The following is a 17,972-nucleotide window of genomic DNA, read 5'->3' as shown; positions in this document are numbered from 1 at the left end:
ACCGGCCTAGGCTACCAAACCGCAATCCTCGCGGACCTTGCCGGGCAAGTTTGGAGCGTCGAAATCATCGAGGAATTCGCAAGCCATGCCGAGGCTCTCCTGCAGGGTCTCGGCTTCTCCAATGTCGGCATTCGTGTCGGAGACGGGTCTCGCGGCTGGCCTGAGCACGCCCCATTCGACAAGGTCCTGGTCACGGTGGCGGCTGAGCGGACACCGCCGGCTTTACTGAAGCAACTCAAGCCGGGAGGACGCTTGGTTCTGCCTTTGGGATCTGAAAATGCACAGTTTCTGACGGTCATCGACAAGGATGCGGCAGGGCAACTGAAGACTCGCAAACTCATCCCGGTTCGGTTCAGCCGTCTCGAAACGGTCTAATGAGGGGTGCGGCTGCGCGGAGCCGTGCTGGAAGATCAGGATAACGCGCGCCGCATCGATCACACAGGCGCTGGATGGCATCGCCGATCTTTTGACATCCATGCCGCAACGCCACTCGTCGAGCACGCCTGCCGCCGCCGGTCGCAGCCGCTGGCGATCATGCCGGCGCGGTCGTATTGCGCGCTTCTCAAAGACCCCTTATCCAGCCTACTGTGTGCCTGCCAGACGGCAAATGGGTCGCTCATCTGGGAAATGACGGCTAAAGGCTCAAGGAATTCGCCCAGTGGCCAACACGTAGCGGGCAGGAGGTAACGATGGATCTCAAGGACAGGCGCCTCTGGTACGGCGTGGTAGCCGTGATCGTGGTATTGGTCGTGATTGCGTATGCGGCTGGTTGGTTTGGCGGCACACCGATACCAGCGCCGCAGCAGTGAGAGCGATCGTCATTCTCGCTTGGCGGCAGCTGACTGCTCAGTCTCTAAAGGTCGAAGGAAGGGACACCTGATTGGCTGTTTCGCTGGTTCGGCTACCATCCTGACGACGCACAGCCTGGACCGTTTTTGAGATGGCTTCCGCGCAACTTGTTGGTTGTTGGACGGACCGGTCCTTGGATCGCGCAATCCGCAACACTCCGCCATCGGGCCGGGTAACTTCGATAATGGTTTCGACACGGACAAACTGCGATCCTACGGAGTAGCCAGGCGCCAGGTCATGCCGGAAGTCGTACACTGGAGCCACAAGGGCCCAACGACCGGGCGGAGAACTCGCATCAGCCCGGCCTTCGGCGGTTTCGAAGCTAAACTGCCACTCGCTTGATCCCGCTGCCCGGCCAGCGATGGAGCCGGGCTACTCCAGCACAGACTCTGCCCGTCGATCACCTCGATCGGCACGGACTCCAGACCGACATCGTCGAACAGCCGCGCATTTGACCGCGTTCGCCAAATTAATGGCCGATCTTTGCGAAGCCTCCGCATTTTCGTGGGGGGAAGCCCTCCCAGCATCATCGTGATTGGACTTCACGATCGGTTGGAGTCACGCTGGCTGCAGGCATAAGAAGGATATGGGTGGACCAACTATCGTCCGAATAGGAGGCCAAAATGAAATACCAGACGATCGAGCAACTGCAGATCGTCGCCGAGATCGATCAGGCCTACCCGCGCCAGGCCATGTCGCGCAGCGAGCGTCTTGAACGCTGGGCGGAGCTCCTTGAACGGAACCCTGACCGGCGACTCTCGACGCTACACCAGACCGAGTATCAGCCGGTTAGATCACGCGGGGCCATGCGCGGCGACGGCTCGCCGATCTCAGTCGCTTTCGAGGATACTGTCCTCCGCGCCGCCGGGTTGGAAAACGACAACTACGGCGAAGCGAAGCGGTTCTTCGAACTGACCGACAGGCAATTGCATGAGATCATCTGCTATTGTCATTTCGGCGCGACGGTGAGCGCCGTAACGGCCGCCCGTCACATCCGTGCGGCGATTGCCGGGAGACAGCCAGGCATGTTCGCTCGGATGCGTGAGGCGTTCGTCGGATAAAGCCGGAGCCGTTTCGCAGCATCATTTTTGAAGCGGCTCGCATGGAAAGCCGCCGCCGTAGCGCAGGCAAGCGCTCCCCACGCGGGGAGGCTGCGTTTGCATGAGGGGGTGCGGCTTTCCGCAGGAGCACGCCGACGCCCCCTCCTGCATCTTTTCCATCCGAACCGGAAAGATCCCAATGCTGCCAGCACATCCGTGGTCAGCGCCGGTGTTCAAAGGCTCGAACAGAGCGACATGCGCGCCGGATAAGCGCTATACATTCGCTGTCGAAAATTCGATGCTTCATGGTGGGTCGAAGGTCGCGGACCTATGTCGATCGGGACCGGGAAAGCCAAATCGTGATCGCGAGCAGCTTGGCCTTGTGATCGAGGCCGTCCCGAGCCAGCGCCTCCCCGAACCCGAAATCGATCGAAAGCTGCGCGAGGTCGGGCGCGATGCCGGCGAAGCGGTCAAAATAGCCCTGCGCGTCGCCCGCTACGAGCCGCTCCAGCATCTCGCGTCCGGCCCATCCGCGTCCCGCTCCGTAACCCGTCGCGGGCTTGATGGGCTGAAATGCCAGCTCGCGTTCGGCGAATACCGACCGGACGATGCCGACGGCATTGACGGTTGCAGGGAAGCCCAGGACCGCGACCGAGACGAAGAGCAGTTCGACGATCGCTTCGGGGGTGCCGCCGGCATTGAGAAAGCCGGCGATATGAAACTTCAATTGCGGCTGGGCGCTTCCGTCGGCCAGCAGCATCGAGACGGTGCAGAGCTGCCTTAGCGGGAGATCCAGCCCCGGGCGGGACAACACATCGCCATAGGGATATTCGACGGTGAAGCGCGACAAATCGGCGGAGGTCTCCGCCAGAGCATTGATCGGTCCATCGAAATTCTCCCCGCCGATCCGGCGGAGCGTCTCCAGGCCGCGTGAAAATCGATCCTCATGAGTTTCCGAGGCCATGGCTTGCCCGCTCCGACTGATGGCGAAAGAACTTGCTGCGATGAAGGCAGCCTCAATAAAGCGTCGGCGAGAACTTACTCTTCCCGTTGCTGCGGTGGTGGGACCTGACACTCATGTTCTCTAACTCTGCCCGCCCCCGCTTTATTTCAGGTCAGACCTTGCATCGGCGATTGCGATAAATTCAATTCATTATTAGCATCGCCGTGATGAAGAAGATTCATATCGCTAACGTCGATCTCAATCTGCTGGTCGTCTTCGACGCCCTCGTTGCCGAAGGGCACGCCACGCGCGCGGCCGAGCGGATTGGGCTGACCCAGCCGGCGGTCAGCCATTCGCTCAATCGCCTTCGGGCTCTGTTCGGAGACCCGCTGTTTGTCCGATCCCCGCGCGGCATGACGCCGACGCCACTGGCGCAGGACATTGCGCCGAGTGTTCGGTCGATCCTCGAACAGGTTGAAGGCGTCCTGCTCGGCGGGCGCTCGTTCGATCCGACCGAAAGCACTCGGCAATTCGTGGTCGGTCTCTCCGATTATGCCGCTTTCGTGCTGCTACCGCGTCTGACTGCACGGCTCGGCCGCGAAGCACCAGGCGTTTCTCTGGTGGTCCGCAACACGAGCCGCAGCGTCGGTTTGCCGATGCTGGACGACGGCGCAGTCGAACTCATCGCCGGCAACTTCCCCCAGCCGCCGACCCATATGCGAGAAGAACTGCTATACGAAGAGGACTTCATCTGCGCTGGCCGCGGCGATCACACCGATCTGGCCGATAGTCTCGACCTCGACCGCTATCTCTCGCTGCGCCATCTTCAGGTTTCGATGAAGGGCAATCCGAGCGGCTATGTCGATGCTGTGCTCACCGAGAAAGGATTGAAGAGGAATGTCGTCGTGACGGTCGGCCACTTCTTGATGGCACCGATGCTGGTCGATGCCTCCGAGCTCGTGGCAACGGAACCCCGTCGTCTCTTCGCACCGTTGGCAGGGCGGCTACCGCTCCGACTTTTTCCGCCGCCATTGGATATTCCTTCATTTCGAGTGGTGCAGACTTGGCATGCGCGCCACGACGCCGACCCAGGGCATCAATGGCTGCGACGGGTGCTCAGTGAAGTCGGTCAAGGGGTTTGAGGGCGAAAGCCCCAATCCCCGCTGCCGCCCCAACTGCCAGGACACCGATCCGCCCTGCACGATGCCACTGACCTCGCGGCCGAGCTGGCGGTCGATGACTGGCCGCCACGGGACAAGCGTGAACTCGTGGGACTTCTCGACGATGGCGAACTTGCCACTGGATAGCTGCGCGGCCCCGGTGAAGGTGCCGGTCACGGTTTCGCCCTCGGCGGCAGCTCGGAACGGCAGTGCCTTTTTCGCCGCCAGTTCCCCACCGGCACGGTCAACCTCGCGTTCCTGAAGCGTGGCGATCAGGTTGCGCCGGTAAGCGCCCCTTCAAATTTGTAGATTCGCTGAAAGATCTGTCGATCGATCCAAGCCGCGATTGCCGACGAGGAGCTGAGGACCCTGTGAGAGTATGGCGCTGCAGATCAGTTCCTCGGCAACAAATTTCGTTCTTGCAGTACCGCATTTTTCGAGGGCAGCCACAGCCGGCCTACTGAAAGCCACCCTTTGACCTTGCAGCCTCGGCACTGACGTTGGCTGCTTATGGGACGCGCGTCCCATCCATCAATGTCGGAAATGGGGGGCGGTAGCAGTCATCCAGCTCTTAATCGTCGAATGCGAACTTTTCCGTGATCCACACCTAGGAGCTGCCAGTCCGCTCTCGGCTCCATGGCTGTCGTTCCAGACCAAACGTGCAAGGGACCGTATGTAGCGCTGGCACGACAACATTGATTACGGCTCAGGCCTCGTAAGACGTGCCATTCTACCAGGTGGCTAGGTCAGCCTCGTGCGATACGGACTGAGATACAAACTGTGATACAAATCGCTGTGGGCTCCTGGACTAGAAAAAACATCGTAAAATCAATGCCTGCCGAGGCGCGGCATTGCGTCTCGACAGACCCCACCTCAAATCGCCACCTGAAGCGACATCGGTGGCCGCCCGTCCCAGCAATCTACTCAATTCCAGAATCATGGAAATCCACAACTCGGTTGGATTGAGCAGCTGAAGCCGAAGTTCATGCGAAATTTGCCGTACTAATTGCCGTACTAATTTACCAAAAAGTACGGCGGCTTGTTGGCTAAGTGCTTGAAAAACTTGGTGATCCCGACAGGAATCGAACCTGTGACCTACAGATTAGGAAACTTCCTGAAATCCTTTAAGCGCAAGTTAAGCGGACGTCATGTCGCGTCTATGTCGCGTTCGGGTCGCTCAGAAATTCACGTTCCCAATTTTCGAAGTCGAACAGATACCGACCTGTGGCCAGGAATCGCCCGTCTTCCCGCCAAGCGATCTTGCCGCAGCATTCAATCCACCATGAATGTCGACTGACTTCGCGAGATCGCGATCGGCCATGTCGACGATGTCTTGCCGGACTAGGGTAAATGCCGTTTCGAAGGCGACGCCAGCGGAGAGTGCGTAGCTGCTGCGGTAGGGGATGCAATTCATGGGCCTAGCAATAGGCTTTCCGCGGCGGCTAATTCTGCGGCGTCATCGTCCCGCGGGAACAAGTGGCCATAGGTGTCCATCGTCAGCGTTATAGAGCTGTGACCAAGCCGCTCCTGCACCATTTTCGGTGGTAACCCCAGGCCGCCATCTTTCCTCCGATTGATGCACCATGAGGCGTAGAAATGCCGAAGCGAATGTAGGCCGGTGTATTTGGGCCGCACGACGCTCTTACCCGCACTGTCCTTCTCGCCAGTTTCGATCGCCACGCCAGCAGCGACTTCTGCCGGCAGGAAACCGCGCTGCATGATGTTTGACAGCGATTCGACCTTTCCTTGGCCGTTCGGAAAGGCGAGTTGCTCGGGCCGCATCTCCTCGATCAGCCAAGCGCCGGCGGCGTCCTTCTCGCCGGTACGCGGGCGAGGGCAGGCGAGGCGCCATTCGCGCAGCGTATTTGCCACCAGCGGCGGCATCGGGACGGTTCGCTCGCTGGCTTCCGACTTCGGCCTGCCGATATCGTTGAAGCGGTCGGCGCGCTGGCGGACGTAAATCTCCGCTCGATCGACATCGACGTCCGACCATCGCAACCCGCGTAACTCGGATGCTCGCAGGCCGGTGAAGATCGCTGTGAGCAGGATAGGCCGCCAGCGGCCCACCAAGGCTCCAACGATCGCTTTGATCTCATCTCGTGCAGGAATATCGACGCCTACTTTCAGCTTGCCTCTGTGCCGCCGCTCCTGCCGTCTGTCCTTGCCCTTCTGCCTAGCGCGACTCTTCTCCCGAACAGGGTTGCGAACCACCAGCCCGCGTTCTTGGGCGTCGGCGAGGAGCGAGCCCAAACTGGTAAGGATCTTCCGAACCATTGAGGAAGAGACGCCGCCGGCGCGCAGTTGATCCTCGAAAGATCGCACTGTCGGCACCGTGAGCTTGGATAGAAGTGTCTCGCCGATCGCTGGCGTAATATGTCTGGCGAGATGCTGACGGTACTGAACTATTGTGCCACGCTCTAGCCCGGCCGAGGTTGCTGTTGCGATCCAGAATTCACCTGCAGCTTTAACCGTGACGCTGGCGCTGTCGGCAACGTGAACGCCTTCACGGACCTCGACCTTGGCGGTCGCGGCAAACTGGTCAGCATCCTTTTTCTTCGCGAAGGTCTTCAGCCGGCGGGTGCCCTTGCCGTCGACATAGTCAACCACCCACGATGTTTTCTTCTCGCCCTTCGCTGTGGTCCATGTTCGCTTGCGGATCGACACTTATTCTTCCCCAGCGCTTTTCGCGCGTGACGGTCTCTCGATCTCGACCATCCTCCGCGCGTCTCCCTCACCAATCCAAACCTTCAGCCTCTCTTCACCACTGGCAATGCGATCGAGACTCATTTGGATTAGATCGCTGGTTAGGCTGTCGATTACTACGCTGGGCAGGTCGAATTCTGCCTGGAGCGCGGCCATTCCGTCCAGTACGTCACTTCGCAGTACCACCACTGGCGACTGCCGATTATCACGGACGGTCTTCCAAAGGTCAGAGTTAGTCGCCTCCATGCGGCCGAGGATCGTCATAAACTTGTTGCTGCGCGCCACATCCCCTGATGGCGAGTTGGCTTGAATGTCGCGGATCATTGCAATCGAGTAATCGAGTGCGTCCACGAGATCCTCTAAACTCGGCTCCTCGGGGAACGCATCTCGAAGAACGTCCAAAATCTCAGAGTTCATTGACCTGCCGCTGTCTTCAGCTGCCCGCTTGATTTGATCGCGCATACCCGGCGGTAATCGCAATGGGAACTGGTCTGAGCCACGGCCAGCCCGTCCACTCTCATTTGCCATAGAAACTCACCCCCAACTGTTCACATCACCGTAATTTATTGCATCTTGACGCGCAATGAAATCACGGTAATGTAAATCATTGTGATTTACAACATGCAAGCGAAATTGAGAGGATGTGGATGGATACGAAGTCGGACGGCCTCGACCTGATCTGGGGCATCGAGGATATCGGCAAACTGCTCGGTCGCAATTATCAGCAGACCTACCACATGGTCAGGGCAGGTAAGCTTCCGATGGTTAGGCAAATCGGTGAGCGATACGTAGCCAGCCGCTCCAAGCTCATTAAGTTTTTTATGGATGACGCGGTCTGATGGAACTGGCCGACCGGAATCTGAACCCCGCAAACTGCCGCGAGCCCTGTGAGATGCCTAATGAAGCGTAGGAACGACAGGAATCGTGCAACGAGCGATGGTCACTTCTTCCAGATGTACGAATGGATGATGAAGTCGGTCGCGTGGCAGCATTCCAACGTTTATGAGCGAACTCTATATCTCGAAATCAAGCGTCGCTACAACGGCCGCAACAATGGCGACATACCGATGTCACACCGCGAGGCCGAAGCGCTTATCAACAGCAGCAACACGGCCGTGGAGAAGGCATTCAAAGGCCTGCAAGTAAAGGGCATGATCAAGCCGCAGCTAAAGGGTTCGTTTAGCTGGAAGGTAACTGAGAACGGCCGAAGTGGTGCCCGATCCACTCGCTGGCTTTTGACGGAATTGCCGCAGGATTTGCCGAGTCGGGTTCTGATGGGCGGCTCAAAAGAGTTCATGAAGTGGCAGCCAGGCTGCGACTTCTCTGAAAAAACAGCGGCCCGTTCTCAGCGGACCAATGGTCCGCCCACAGCGGGCCAGTCTGAAAGACTCGCCCGTTCTGAGCGGGCCATTGAAACCGGAGTGTCCGCTCTTGCCGGACGATAACGCTCAATTTCAACAACTCTGTGCCCGCTCACAGCGGGCAGTATTATCTACCATGTATGGAGGCGACAGCGGAGACTCCGATGACGCATGACGACCTTCCCCTATTTAAGTGGCTACCCGTGGGGCGAGTGATCATATTCCCAATGCCACGTCGTTCGGGCCGTATCCGCGATGTAGCCCTCAAGATGCTGGACAAGCCGACTGACCGAGCGGCGCTATCCTACCGTAACCAGGTCACCGATGCCCTTTTAAAGCAACTTGGAAAGACCGGGCTCGGTGAAGAGGAGCAGGATGAGCACATAGGAAAATTTTGGTCGGCCGTTCAGGTGGAGATTAACCGACTAGTCTATCGCGCGCACCGCCCGGACGGCGGCCATGTCGCATGATGATCGACTGTGTAATCCGAGGTAGCGGGCCATGACCGGTCTTAACAACAGCGAGTCCAAGCCAACCACACTCAACATTGATCCCGATGCACCGAGCGGTCGTTTGAGACGCTTAGGTAGCTCAAAGTCTGACGTTTGGAATAACCTCATGGCCAACCAAACGCTTCAAACCCTGTGGCTGAAGAATTCGAGTTCTGAAGAACGCGACAACCAGCTCAATGCAACAATTGCGGCGCTGGTGGGTATCGCCCCAAACGACGAGCTTGAAGGGATGCTGGCGGCTCAGGCGATCGCCGCTCACAACGCAGCGATGGAATGCTACCGCCGCGCTATGATTGGAGAGCAAACGTTCGAAGGCCGCAAAGAGAACCTCAGTCAGGCAAACAAACTCTCGCGGACATACGCCACGATCCTGGAAGCACTCAACCGACACCGAGGCAAAGGGCAGCAGAAGGTCACGGTCGAGCACGTGCACGTCCATGCTGGCGGGCAAGCCGTCGTTGGGACGGTCAATGCCGCCTCACAGGAGAGGGGAGGGGGCACCACCCAAATTGAGGATCAACCCCATGCAAAGATTACAGATGCATTCCAGCCCTCGATGCGGTGCGAGGACGAGGTCGGCGATTCCGTGCAAATCACCGGCAATGCCCAACGGTAGGTGCAGATTGCACGGCGGCAAGTCTCCCGGAGCGCCCAAAGGCAATAGCAACGCTTTCAAGCACGGGAGGTACTCGGCCGAGTCAGTTGCCGAACGTCGGTACTTTCGCGAGCTTCTAGCCGAGATCAAAGAAGTTATCGAAGTGGTGGGGTGACATGCCAAGGTCACGGCAGCGAGCCACGCTGGAAGCCGGTCTCAAGCTCGACATAAACCGCTTGATCCGAAATGACTTCATCACCCCCGGTTCGTACCGGAGCTGCTCAGTCACCTGGACAGACAGCTTCTACGATGAACCGCGGGCGGCTGCCACGATCTCCGCCGACATGGGTGATTCCGAGGGTGGCTGGTTCCACATCCGTTTCAACAAGGACATGCAGCGAATCCCTCTATGGACGATGCGCCGACACTTTGGGGGGCGGCAGTGGTACTTTGCGTGTCCCCGTCTGCACATTCCCGTGTCAGTGCTCTGGATGCCGCCGGGGGCCGCTAAGTTCGCGTCAAAGAAACATTGGGGTCGACAGGTCGCGTATCATTCTCAGTTTCTCGACCACACCGGTAGGGCTCATCACGGACAAGCCAAGATCAAAAGGCGGCTCTGTTCGATCGGTTCGTTCGATCCCGACGATTGGGACTTTCCGCCAAAGCCGAAATGGATGAGGCATCGGACTTACGGCAGAGCAGAGGCAAAGTTCGACCGTTACGAAGATATTTTGGATATTGGCACGTGCCAGCTGATGGCCAGGCTCACTGGGCTGATTTAGCAGGTCGGCTCGATCCGTTCGAAACAGCGAGCGCAATCAATGAGGCGCCGCGTTTAGGCTACATATTTCGATTTGCGGGCGGGCGTAGCGTTGGCAGGCCGGCTGGAATTTCTTGCCTACCAAGGGCCGCGCTAGACGGGAGCTTGGATCAGCGGAGTTCCGAGGACAACTCCATGCAAAGCAATTCGCAAACCATCTCTGCCCGCGATGCTAGGCTCGGACGCGGCGAGGGGGAATTCCGTGCCAATCGCCCGCAATGACAAACGGCCGCTGCCATGAGCACGGGCATGTCGCCGGGAGCGCTAAGGAGAAACCAGAACTCTGACAGCCGATTGCTGACTCAGTTTCTGCGCGAATCTCCTGAAGGGCCGGAGGCTGCGGCGACCGAAATTCACCGTTTCTCAGCATGCGGCCACTTCTTTGCGAGCGTCGACTTTGAGATGTTCACCACATGGACGATGCCTTTTCTGAATTGACGGCCGCCTGTGTCGATTTCGCGACGAACGTGATTGGGCTCAGTTCCACACGCCGAAGGATCTCGCCATATCTGTGTGCGTATTCCGACGAAGCCGGCCATCGATTCCGATTTGAAGCCGGCCAGTCATTCCCGATTTCATTCCGGCCGGTGTTCCGATTTGAAGCCGGCCATTTTTCGGACTGATCCTGGGTCTGGTTGATGTTTGGATTGGGTTTCGTTTCCGGTCAAGCTTGCGCTGTTTCAGAGGCTTTTGGCGAGCGCTGTTTTCGCATGCTTTCTCCGGTGAGATCGATGCGATAGGCGTTGTGAACGAGGCGGTCCAGGATGACATCGGCCAGAGTTGGGTTTGCAATGATCTCGTACCAGCGATCCAGGGGCAGCTGACTGGTGACGATTGTCGATCGGCGTTCGTAGCGGTCTTCAATGTTCTCAAGCACATCACGCCGCTGGTTATCATTGAGTTTTTCCGGCCCCCAGTCATCGAGAATGAGAAGGTCGGTTTTGGCGAGTTGTTTGAGGATCCGGCCATAACGTCCGTCGCCTCTCGCGAGGGCAAGTGCTGCAAACAGCCGAGGAACGCGGTGATAGGCGACGGAGAAATCCTCTCGGCAAGCTTTGTGGCCAAGCGCACAGGCCAGCCAGCTCTTGCCGACGCCCGCCGGCCCGGTGATGAGAAGACTGTGATGCTTGCGAATCCAGTCGCAGCCGGCGAGCGCCATGAACAGGTTGCGGTCAAGACCGCGTGCGGCACGAAAGTCGGCATTCTCGATCTGTGCGTCATGGCGAAGCGTTGCAGCCCTGGCGCGGGCTTCGAAACGCTTCTGGCGGCGCATGGTCGCCTCGCGATCGAGCAGCATAGCAAGCCATTCGCCGTGCTCGAGGCCGCGCGCTTCGGACTGTGCGTCGAGTTCTAGGAAAGCGGTTGCCATGCCGTAAAGGCCGAGTTCGCGCAGCATGTCGATGGTGGGATTGATCAGCATGGGTGTATCTCCTCAATGAAAAGTAATCAGGGCCACGCAGATTGGCGTGATCGACGATGGCGGTTGGTTCGGTGGACTGCCTTGCGGCCTTGTGATTGGCGATGAGCGAGGCGATGCTCTTGCAGTTCAGCCCACCGATCTCGACAGCGCGGGCTGACACGGCTTCGGCGCGATCGCGTGTGACATCGCGAAACAGGCGCAGAACACCCAGGCATGTTCGAAAGCCTTGTTCAGGATGTGGGCGGCTGGCGAGGATTGCGACAACCAAGCCTTCCGTCTCTCGGGCCCGACGGATGCGGCCCAGCGACGGAACCGATCCGGCGTCCACTCGGCATATCGCCGGTGGGAGCTGGGCATATGATCCGGATCAGTCCCATGACGAGGGCCGCCATAACGGCGCTGATGGACGGCAATGCGCTTGCCGCGGTGAAAGATCTCGATGGTGCGTGCCGTTGCTCTCAGATCGACTTGCTGGCGAATGAGGTTGTGCGGTACGGAATAAAAGAAGGTCTTGAACTCGACATGGTAGTCCGTCGAGACGCAGGCCAAACGCCACTCGGCGAATTCGTAGTCTTCGCTCGGAAGGCTTGCGAGCGCAGCACGCTCGACGCTCTCAAACAGTTGCCGGCGACTGACGCCCAGCCGACGCATGACATGATCATTGATGCGATCGAGTGCCTGGCGAATGGCGGCATTGGCCTCGGCCAGCGAGAAGAAGGTCTGGTTGCGCAGACGCCCCAGAATGCAGGATTGGGCAAAACGCACTCCATTTTCCACTTTCGATTTATCCCGAGGCTTTCTTGGCCGTGCCGGAAGAACGCCGACGCCACAGCCCACATAGAGCCGAGGCGTGCTTTCGGGGTGAACGCAAACAAGCTGGTCGGGCCCCGCAGTGGCGTGAACAAGGCGACGAAGGCCGCACAGTCTTCGACCGCCTTCGCGTCGTTCAAAGACACGAACTCCGCATGAGCGTGTTGGGTCGCGTCGCGCGAACCGGATAGGATTTACTACCGCGATTCGAGTTGCTTCGATATATCTGAAAATTTGCCGTCTAGTTGGCTTCCCAGATCCTGCATCGCTGCCACTATTGCAAACGCAATGAAAACCAGCGTTATCACGAAGCCGATTAGAGACTTCATTACCCAACCGGGTCTGAGCCCATTGCGCGATTTAAGCCCCAAGTTTTCTGCCCGCAAACGTACCAACTCGTCGACATTATTTGGTTCATCTTGCTGTAGCACAGCCGCTCCCTTTCTATGATCGATTCACATCGCCAAATACAGACAAGCGTCTAAGCTTTGCACATATATCGTTGACGGTTGTTGCGGCATTTATACAATCCGCATTCTCCAGGGATAGCTGGTATTGCAACTCAAACTCAGCTTTCTGCGTCTCCATCTCAAGTCTAAGGCACTCCTCGGTAAGTTCAGCTATCCCGTTTGTACCGAAAAGAGGCGTTTCAAGATGACTCGCAGCCGAGCTGCCCACCGTGACGACAAAGCTTAGCAAAGCGGTGATTATCGTTACTTCCTTGGTGCTGAATATAGCGGATGTAACGACGCCGGCGCTCATCAGCGCCGCCACAATTGACCCAATCAATCTGATACGTTTGGCGTATCGAGCGCGGAGCGGCAGGTCTCGAAGAATGTCAGCTATCTCTTTGTGCGCCACCTGCAAACCGGAACGTGCCAATGCACAGTACACCGCAGACCCAGGAGCCATGGCCTTGTCGCCCATGACAAGTCCTTCAGACAAGAGATCAAGAGAACCAGGATGCGATCGACGAAGTTCGGCCAATACATCTGGCATCCGAGCCTGAATTAGCTCTACGATGGAGGTGACTCTGGCGACGGGCATTCTCACTCCAGAATAACGAACATCCATCCAATGAACCCCGCGCTCACAACCACCGGCAGGGTCTTTAATGACAGATACGCAGCTGAAACAAAGCGGTGGTTGTGTCGCTTGGTGATCCACAGCGCGCCGGCGAGTTGTGCGCGGTCGAGCTCAACTAGGATAGCCGGCCTGTACATATATACCAAAAAAGCTACGCATAAAGATACACCCAGAGAAAGCAGCGCTCCCTCAGAGATAAAGTATATCGCAGTGAAGGACAGAGCCACAGGCGCAAACAGCACTAAATAGTCAGATAGGAATATTGCCAACCCTAGTGCCACCAAGTGAGGCACAATCAGAAGACTCCAAGCGCTCTCCATCACATCGTCTCTTTTGCTCCAGGCGGAGACGCTGAAGTTGAATGCCGACAGTACAACAACAAATACGAGGTATATACTCGTTAGCGGTGCAAAAGACATATATACAAGTTCTCTCACAGTGCTTTGCAATCGATGACGCCTAGGCGCCACTAAGCGATTTGATATAGAAGGATATACGCGGCCAAATGATTGGCGCAGTGAGCTATCATCAAAGTAGTTGATTGTTCTAGCAACAACGACGCCTGCTCCGAATAGCCACAGAAACACAACCCAGATTCCTGGGTCTGCAGGGCTAGGCAGATATCCGCTTAGCCGCAGCCCAATTGCTCCTGTTCGGGCAGTACGAGCTCCATCTGGTAATGAATAGAGACGCATTTGCAGCCTATCAGCTGCAACTGACAAAGAGTCATTGGATATTACAAAGGGGTGGGTCCTGGTACCAAACTGCTCGATCAAATCCGCGTTCGATTGGGCCCCCATGATTTTCGTCAGAGCCTCCGCAATTTCGGTATCACGCACCTCGCGGGTGGTCCCGCTAATTCCGCTGCAGGCGTATGTATTACAGCCGACGAATAATACCGACAATTGCTGTTTGGCTGCGGCATCTTCGATCACATCGAAACCGATTTTTTCTGCTAAAGTACCGTCTGGCAACCGGATCGCGAACCCGTCACCCTCGACGTGCCCAATAAATATTGTTAGGGAACCCTCGGTTCCTGGCAGGACAAGGTTCCCGGTATGACGCAAATCTTCCAGAGGAATTAGTTTGTCGCCCGCGTTCGTCGCGAGCCTGCGCAAAGAATCGGCGTCGTTCTTGGTCATGGTTGTGATGAAGTGCAGTTTGGATGTGTCGACACTGGCATCCAAGTAGCTAAGTATTTGGAGCGACGGCGGAGGATCGGAAATCGGAACAACCAGACTTGGTTTCAACTCCAGTACAAAGCCGACCTCTGGGATATTCCGTAGGGGATAGAATCGGCCTAGTTCATCCACGACGTACAAATCATGCAACAATTGCGCGGCACGGGCCTCGGACCTCAAGGACCGGGCTGTGGGGTAGTCAAAAACGATCGCTGGCGCGGGCAAATCTTTTGTCTGGACTGCCAAAGATTGCAATTTCGACTGCCAGTTGGGCTCTGCCAGATTGATGCTTGGTCCTTGTTGCTTCCCTATGATCCATGTGATTAACCGGTCACCTTCGCGCTCTACATAGAGCGCGCCAGTCGGCAAGGCGATCGAAGCCGCCACCGCGGCAGCACGTTCAGTAAACGTACCGGCGTGAACTCCGGTACGCAGCGCCCGTCTCCCAGCAGATGTTGCGGCTTTCTCAGTCGCCTCTTCCCCCGCCTTCATCAGCCCCTTTTCGAATAGAGACAATAACCCCGCTTCGGGCGACGGCATGTATGCAGAATTGACAATGAGTACCGCAACAAGAGCGATTAAGAATTTCGTTCGCCGGATGCTCATGAGACAACCGCAGTCGGCTTTCTTCCGCGCGGGCCGACCCTCTCAGCATCAAGCATAGCTTTTTTTTTGCGAGTTGGCTACGTTTCTACGGGGTCACTACTAGTCTAGGCCGTAAACTCATAAATGCGGAATGGAAAGCGGGCTTGGGATTTGTGGAAAGCGCTCATGGGGTATGTCATGCTAGAACAGCAATCATAGAGGATGGTTCACGCATGAATTGGGAACAGATAGCATCGGATTTCGCTTGGGACGGCTCATGGCGAGACATCTCCGTTCTGAATACGTCTGAGGCAGATTGGCAGGTCGTCTGGGACATCCTCTTCGAATGCCGCCGATGGGATGTTCTGACACCGTTCGGTAGGTTGCCCGGTATGCAAGGTGCTCTTCGGTCCGAATTGAGTTGAACAGTAGCTTAGAATTGATCTCCCTCGGTGCGATTACTGAGGCCGTGACTTAACCACCGTCGAACTTTCGATCTCTTCTATGTTAGAGGATCCATCTGCCGAACTGCTGTTTCTATATTGTCTGCTGTGCGAATACTTCGGCCTGGCAAGAAATGCTAAGTACCCCCAAATGGCAGATGTGGCTAAGATTACAGCGCCAAGGCCTGTCGCCGAAATCTCGAAACCAGCTATCTTGATCGTCGTAGTATCCTCCCCGGTCGCGCCAATCACGAACACGACGGCCCCTATGAGGATGGCAAGAATGCCGCCACCAGCAAGGAGCATAGCGAGCCTAGTCTTCGCATTGATGTAGGCGATATCGACTTGAAGTCGCCAACTGGTATGGTCCTGCGGCGTATCAATCACGTAATCGGCCTTCTGCTCGGGATTGAACGTCCTGGTGTATCGATCCACTTCGTCGAGGATCGAGCCGTCTCTCGTTGACACCCGGGGCGTCCTCCCTCGTACATAGATTAGCACATCACTCGCAAGATTTAAACGCCGAAGAACAGCTAGGACGCAGACCCCCTCGATCACGACATGAGACTTCATCATCCCGCTCTCCAAACATTCATACCGGAGACTTGGAAGAAAACTACCTTCGTGAGGTCGGAGAAAATCGTCGATGTGGAGGCAGGAATAGTTTAGGCGCGCCGCGATCTCAACAGACACTGTTGTCTTGCCCGCCCCAAGGTAACCGTCGACCGCGATGATGTGAGGTCTACGTTTCGCAAGCTCGACACAAATGCGCTCCAACACGACTGACATCTACCTTCTGTGGGATCGCTCATTTCTGCCTGGATTGCGACGCAGTTTTTTGGCATCTGAATGTTAATGGATTTAGCTCGACCACAATCGTCTATGCTCATGTCGAGCAGCACCCACGAGCATAGACCAGGCCATTTGCCGTAGGCTACGGCTCCTACGCCTCGTTCCATGACAGCTGATCGACCCGATTTGCACGCAGGGCGTTCGACATCGTTGGCGGAACTGTGGTGGGCCAACGCGCGCAAACAAGCCTTTCCTTGCTCACCCATGCTAAGGAAACACTGTCGGATTGATTGCCCCCCAAAATGCGGTAGGCAGTTTCGTCTTCCCCAGCGTAAAAGCCGACATGGCCCAGTCCACTTTGGATCGATCTGCGCCAGAATACCATCACCGCACCGGCTGTTGGCGAAGTGCTGATTCCGAATCTCGCCCAAGCCCTGGCGCTCAGCACGTTCGTCGGAAGCGGCTCCCTCTCAAGAGTCGATGCGATACAGTGCCCAACAAATAAGCCGCACCAAGGTATATCATCGTTTTTATACATGACATTGACGTCTGTGGCCCAGTCGATGATATCAGGGTTGGATCCTGTTGCCGGGTTCTCTCGCGTGCCAAGAAGCCGCAGAGCTTCTTTGAACCAAACAATGCTTGGTTGATCAAGGCCGGACTCGGTTGCCTGATTTGGAAATAGCGCCGCCAACGTTAGCGGACCGACTACTGCGTCAGGCTCCAAGTCCATTTTAGCCTGAAAGGCTCTCACGGCTGCCATTGTCTGCCGGCCCCAAGCTCCGTCGAGTGGTCCGGGCCTATAGCCTAACTCGGCGAGCCGCTGCTGTATTTGAATGATTTTCATTTGGACCCCCCGCGCTTGGATATTAAACCCTCTCTGTTCAGCTGATAATATCTGGCTGCAGGCCACGCGATGCACAACAGACTGGTGGCTTCCAGCCACTTGTCGCCATTCTTCAGCACGGTGCGTTTTAATTGGCTTGGTACCATACAGCGGGCCACAAAGATACGCGTTTGTTTGCAAAGGCTATTGACAGCTTCCGGCTTCGTACTTGAGTACCCTGGTGAGAACGTTGCGAATTGCTTCCCACCCCGTCTTGCAAGCTAAAAGCTTCTCGCGGTCTCGGCGGCCCTGCAAGGCCGGTGCTTTCCTGCGGCCCGCGTGAATTGGCTTTGTTGACCCCTTCGACTCGTCGGTAGACGCTGCGGAGAGATCTACAAGGTAGTCCGGCGTCAGCACGTGAAAAAGCTTCCCTGCTACCCTGCAACATGATTCCCGCGAAACGGACGCGGAGGTCCGTCCCCGCCAACCGGATGACGAGCACGGAGCCACTCCTCATGCCGTCCGGATCGATGGACAGAGGCCTTGTCGCCCCCACCGTGATCAAAACATCGTCGTTGCTATTGCAGGGATGGTGTCCGGTTCTCGGATCGCCCAGACCGACTCGGCGCCGTTGGTCTCATTGTTGAATGAGATGGGGTATTCAGCTTGAGCCTCGTCTTCGTGCGAAAATACCTGGTGGATAGGTTGAAGGTGCTGCGCTTCGAGCTGATGATAACGTTGGTCTGCAGCGTGCATAATCGACGAAATAGGTCAGGTTTGCCGCGAGACAAAACCGCCCGAGGGCGAGCACTGGATTCACGAGATCAAGCTCGACGGCTACCGCGC

The 17,972-nt window shown here is 57.0% G+C and carries 19 protein-coding genes and 2 pseudogenes; 11 read left to right on the top strand and 10 right to left on the bottom strand.

Features of this window, described 5'->3' with window-relative positions:
- The 3 genes and pseudogenes from NKH71_RS31995 to NKH71_RS31985 all read left to right on the top strand — a co-directional run.
- Positions 1-375, top strand: a 375-nt coding sequence (locus tag NKH71_RS31995) for a protein-L-isoaspartate O-methyltransferase family protein (protein WP_352896190.1), incomplete at its 5' end; no start/stop codon positions are given.
- A 669-nt stretch (positions 376-1,044) separates the two neighbouring features.
- Positions 1,045-1,169 (top strand): annotated as a pseudogene (locus NKH71_RS31990) (IS6 family transposase); the annotation flags it as partial.
- A gap of 303 nt (positions 1,170-1,472) precedes the next feature.
- Entirely contained in the window at positions 1,473-1,910 is a 438-nt protein-coding gene (locus NKH71_RS31985) for a hypothetical protein (RefSeq protein WP_352791660.1), read from the top strand.
- 307 nt (positions 1,911-2,217) lie between these two features.
- Here NKH71_RS31985 and NKH71_RS31980 read toward each other — a convergent pair whose 3' ends face one another.
- On the bottom strand, positions 2,218-2,853 hold the full coding sequence (locus NKH71_RS31980) for a carboxymuconolactone decarboxylase family protein (RefSeq protein ID WP_352896187.1): 636 nt from the start codon (positions 2,851-2,853) through the stop codon (positions 2,218-2,220).
- Positions 2,854-3,059: 206 nt separating this feature from the next.
- Here NKH71_RS31980 and NKH71_RS31975 point away from each other — a divergent pair, with 206 nt between their 5' ends.
- Complete coding sequence (locus NKH71_RS31975; RefSeq protein WP_023722340.1) at positions 3,060-3,974, top strand: LysR family transcriptional regulator; 915 nt, start codon at positions 3,060-3,062, stop codon at positions 3,972-3,974.
- A 12-nt stretch (positions 3,975-3,986) separates the two neighbouring features.
- Here the strand turns inward: NKH71_RS31975 and NKH71_RS31970 are convergent.
- From NKH71_RS31970 to NKH71_RS31960, 3 genes and pseudogenes are all read right to left on the bottom strand, one after another.
- Positions 3,987-4,280 (bottom strand): annotated as a pseudogene (locus NKH71_RS31970) (DUF3363 domain-containing protein); the annotation flags it as partial.
- Positions 4,281-5,402: 1,122 nt separating this feature from the next.
- Positions 5,403-6,656, bottom strand: coding sequence for a tyrosine-type recombinase/integrase (locus NKH71_RS31965; protein WP_352896184.1), 1,254 nt, complete (start codon positions 6,654-6,656; stop codon positions 5,403-5,405).
- The gene (locus NKH71_RS31960) at positions 6,657-7,223 is read right to left on the bottom strand and encodes an Arc family DNA-binding protein (RefSeq protein ID WP_352896181.1); all 567 of its coding nucleotides are present in this window, start codon (positions 7,221-7,223) and stop codon (positions 6,657-6,659) included. It lies immediately after the preceding gene.
- A gap of 119 nt (positions 7,224-7,342) precedes the next feature.
- Between NKH71_RS31960 and NKH71_RS31955 the strand changes: the two genes are divergently transcribed.
- From NKH71_RS31955 to NKH71_RS31925, 7 genes are all read left to right on the top strand, one after another.
- Positions 7,343-7,534 carry a hypothetical protein gene (locus tag NKH71_RS31955; RefSeq protein ID WP_352896178.1) on the top strand — a complete coding sequence of 64 codons (192 nt, stop codon included), beginning with the start codon at positions 7,343-7,345 and terminating at the stop codon, positions 7,532-7,534.
- Between the two features lie 60 nt (positions 7,535-7,594).
- Complete coding sequence (locus NKH71_RS31950) at positions 7,595-8,140, top strand: hypothetical protein (protein WP_352896175.1); 546 nt, start codon at positions 7,595-7,597, stop codon at positions 8,138-8,140.
- A gap of 80 nt (positions 8,141-8,220) precedes the next feature.
- Positions 8,221-8,526, top strand: coding sequence for a DUF6074 family protein (locus NKH71_RS31945; RefSeq protein ID WP_352896172.1), 306 nt, complete (start codon positions 8,221-8,223; stop codon positions 8,524-8,526).
- A gap of 31 nt (positions 8,527-8,557) precedes the next feature.
- Complete coding sequence (locus NKH71_RS31940; protein ID WP_352896169.1) at positions 8,558-9,184, top strand: hypothetical protein; 627 nt, start codon at positions 8,558-8,560, stop codon at positions 9,182-9,184.
- The gene (locus tag NKH71_RS31935) at positions 9,093-9,338 is read left to right on the top strand and encodes an HGGxSTG domain-containing protein (RefSeq protein WP_352896166.1); all 246 of its coding nucleotides are present in this window, start codon (positions 9,093-9,095) and stop codon (positions 9,336-9,338) included. Before NKH71_RS31940 ends, NKH71_RS31935 begins: the two co-directional genes overlap by 92 nt.
- Before the next feature lies 1 nt (position 9,339).
- On the top strand, positions 9,340-9,945 hold the full coding sequence (locus NKH71_RS31930) for a hypothetical protein (RefSeq protein ID WP_352896163.1): 606 nt from the start codon (positions 9,340-9,342) through the stop codon (positions 9,943-9,945).
- Between the two features lie 275 nt (positions 9,946-10,220).
- Positions 10,221-10,421, top strand: coding sequence for a hypothetical protein (locus NKH71_RS31925; RefSeq protein WP_352896160.1), 201 nt, complete (start codon positions 10,221-10,223; stop codon positions 10,419-10,421).
- A gap of 226 nt (positions 10,422-10,647) precedes the next feature.
- Here NKH71_RS31925 and istB read toward each other — a convergent pair whose 3' ends face one another.
- From istB to NKH71_RS31895, 6 genes are all read right to left on the bottom strand, one after another.
- On the bottom strand, positions 10,648-11,403 hold the full coding sequence (gene istB / locus NKH71_RS31920) for an IS21-like element helper ATPase IstB (protein WP_352896157.1): 756 nt from the start codon (positions 11,401-11,403) through the stop codon (positions 10,648-10,650).
- 126 nt (positions 11,404-11,529) lie between these two features.
- A complete protein-coding gene (locus NKH71_RS31915) occupies positions 11,530-12,168 on the bottom strand; it encodes a Mu transposase domain-containing protein (RefSeq protein WP_352896155.1) in 639 nt (212 codons plus the stop codon).
- Between the two features lie 489 nt (positions 12,169-12,657).
- Entirely contained in the window at positions 12,658-13,260 is a 603-nt protein-coding gene (locus tag NKH71_RS31910; RefSeq protein ID WP_352896152.1) for a hypothetical protein, read from the bottom strand.
- A gap of 2 nt (positions 13,261-13,262) precedes the next feature.
- Positions 13,263-15,086: a hypothetical protein gene (locus NKH71_RS31905; RefSeq protein WP_352896150.1), complete on the bottom strand. Its 1,824-nt coding sequence runs from the start codon at positions 15,084-15,086 to the stop codon at positions 13,263-13,265.
- Positions 15,087-15,523: 437 nt separating this feature from the next.
- Positions 15,524-16,297 (bottom strand): hypothetical protein, encoded by a 774-nt coding sequence (locus NKH71_RS31900; protein WP_352896148.1) that lies wholly within the window; start codon positions 16,295-16,297, stop codon positions 15,524-15,526.
- A gap of 154 nt (positions 16,298-16,451) precedes the next feature.
- Positions 16,452-17,147 carry an NlpC/P60 family protein gene (locus NKH71_RS31895; RefSeq protein ID WP_352896145.1) on the bottom strand — a complete coding sequence of 232 codons (696 nt, stop codon included), beginning with the start codon at positions 17,145-17,147 and terminating at the stop codon, positions 16,452-16,454.
- Positions 17,148-17,972 lie beyond the last annotated feature (825 nt).

The sequence above is a fragment of the Mesorhizobium sp. M0983 genome (genome assembly GCF_040318975.1).
Lineage (GTDB): Bacteria > Pseudomonadota > Alphaproteobacteria > Rhizobiales > Rhizobiaceae > Mesorhizobium.
The sequence above is the reverse complement of the archived record's forward strand: the minus strand, read 5'-3'. Positions and strand labels throughout refer to the sequence as shown.

Bases quoted from the DNA above. Each gene is read 5' to 3' on its own strand.
- NKH71_RS31935 (WP_352896166.1), top strand. From the start codon at position 9,093: ATGCAAAGATTACAGATGCATTCCAGCCCTCGATGCGGTGCGAGGACG.
- istB (WP_352896157.1), bottom strand. From the start codon at position 11,403: ATGCTGATCAATCCCACCATCGACATGCTGCGCGAACTCGGCCTTTAC.
- NKH71_RS31960 (WP_352896181.1), bottom strand. From the start codon at position 7,223: ATGGCAAATGAGAGTGGACGGGCTGGCCGTGGCTCAGACCAGTTCCCA.
- NKH71_RS31950 (WP_352896175.1), top strand. From the start codon at position 7,595: ATGAAGCGTAGGAACGACAGGAATCGTGCAACGAGCGATGGTCACTTC.
- NKH71_RS31900 (WP_352896148.1), bottom strand. From the start codon at position 16,297: ATGTCAGTCGTGTTGGAGCGCATTTGTGTCGAGCTTGCGAAACGTAGA.
- NKH71_RS31985 (WP_352791660.1), top strand. From the start codon at position 1,473: ATGAAATACCAGACGATCGAGCAACTGCAGATCGTCGCCGAGATCGAT.
- NKH71_RS31895 (WP_352896145.1), bottom strand. From the start codon at position 17,147: ATGAAAATCATTCAAATACAGCAGCGGCTCGCCGAGTTAGGCTATAGG.
- NKH71_RS31905 (WP_352896150.1), bottom strand. From the start codon at position 15,086: ATGAGCATCCGGCGAACGAAATTCTTAATCGCTCTTGTTGCGGTACTC.
- NKH71_RS31945 (WP_352896172.1), top strand. From the start codon at position 8,221: ATGACGCATGACGACCTTCCCCTATTTAAGTGGCTACCCGTGGGGCGA.
- NKH71_RS31975 (WP_023722340.1), top strand. From the start codon at position 3,060: ATGAAGAAGATTCATATCGCTAACGTCGATCTCAATCTGCTGGTCGTC.
- NKH71_RS31910 (WP_352896152.1), bottom strand. From the start codon at position 13,260: ATGCCCGTCGCCAGAGTCACCTCCATCGTAGAGCTAATTCAGGCTCGG.
- NKH71_RS31930 (WP_352896163.1), top strand. From the start codon at position 9,340: ATGCCAAGGTCACGGCAGCGAGCCACGCTGGAAGCCGGTCTCAAGCTC.
- NKH71_RS31940 (WP_352896169.1), top strand. From the start codon at position 8,558: ATGACCGGTCTTAACAACAGCGAGTCCAAGCCAACCACACTCAACATT.
- NKH71_RS31955 (WP_352896178.1), top strand. From the start codon at position 7,343: ATGGATACGAAGTCGGACGGCCTCGACCTGATCTGGGGCATCGAGGAT.
- NKH71_RS31925 (WP_352896160.1), top strand. From the start codon at position 10,221: ATGAGCACGGGCATGTCGCCGGGAGCGCTAAGGAGAAACCAGAACTCT.
- NKH71_RS31980 (WP_352896187.1), bottom strand. From the start codon at position 2,853: ATGGCCTCGGAAACTCATGAGGATCGATTTTCACGCGGCCTGGAGACG.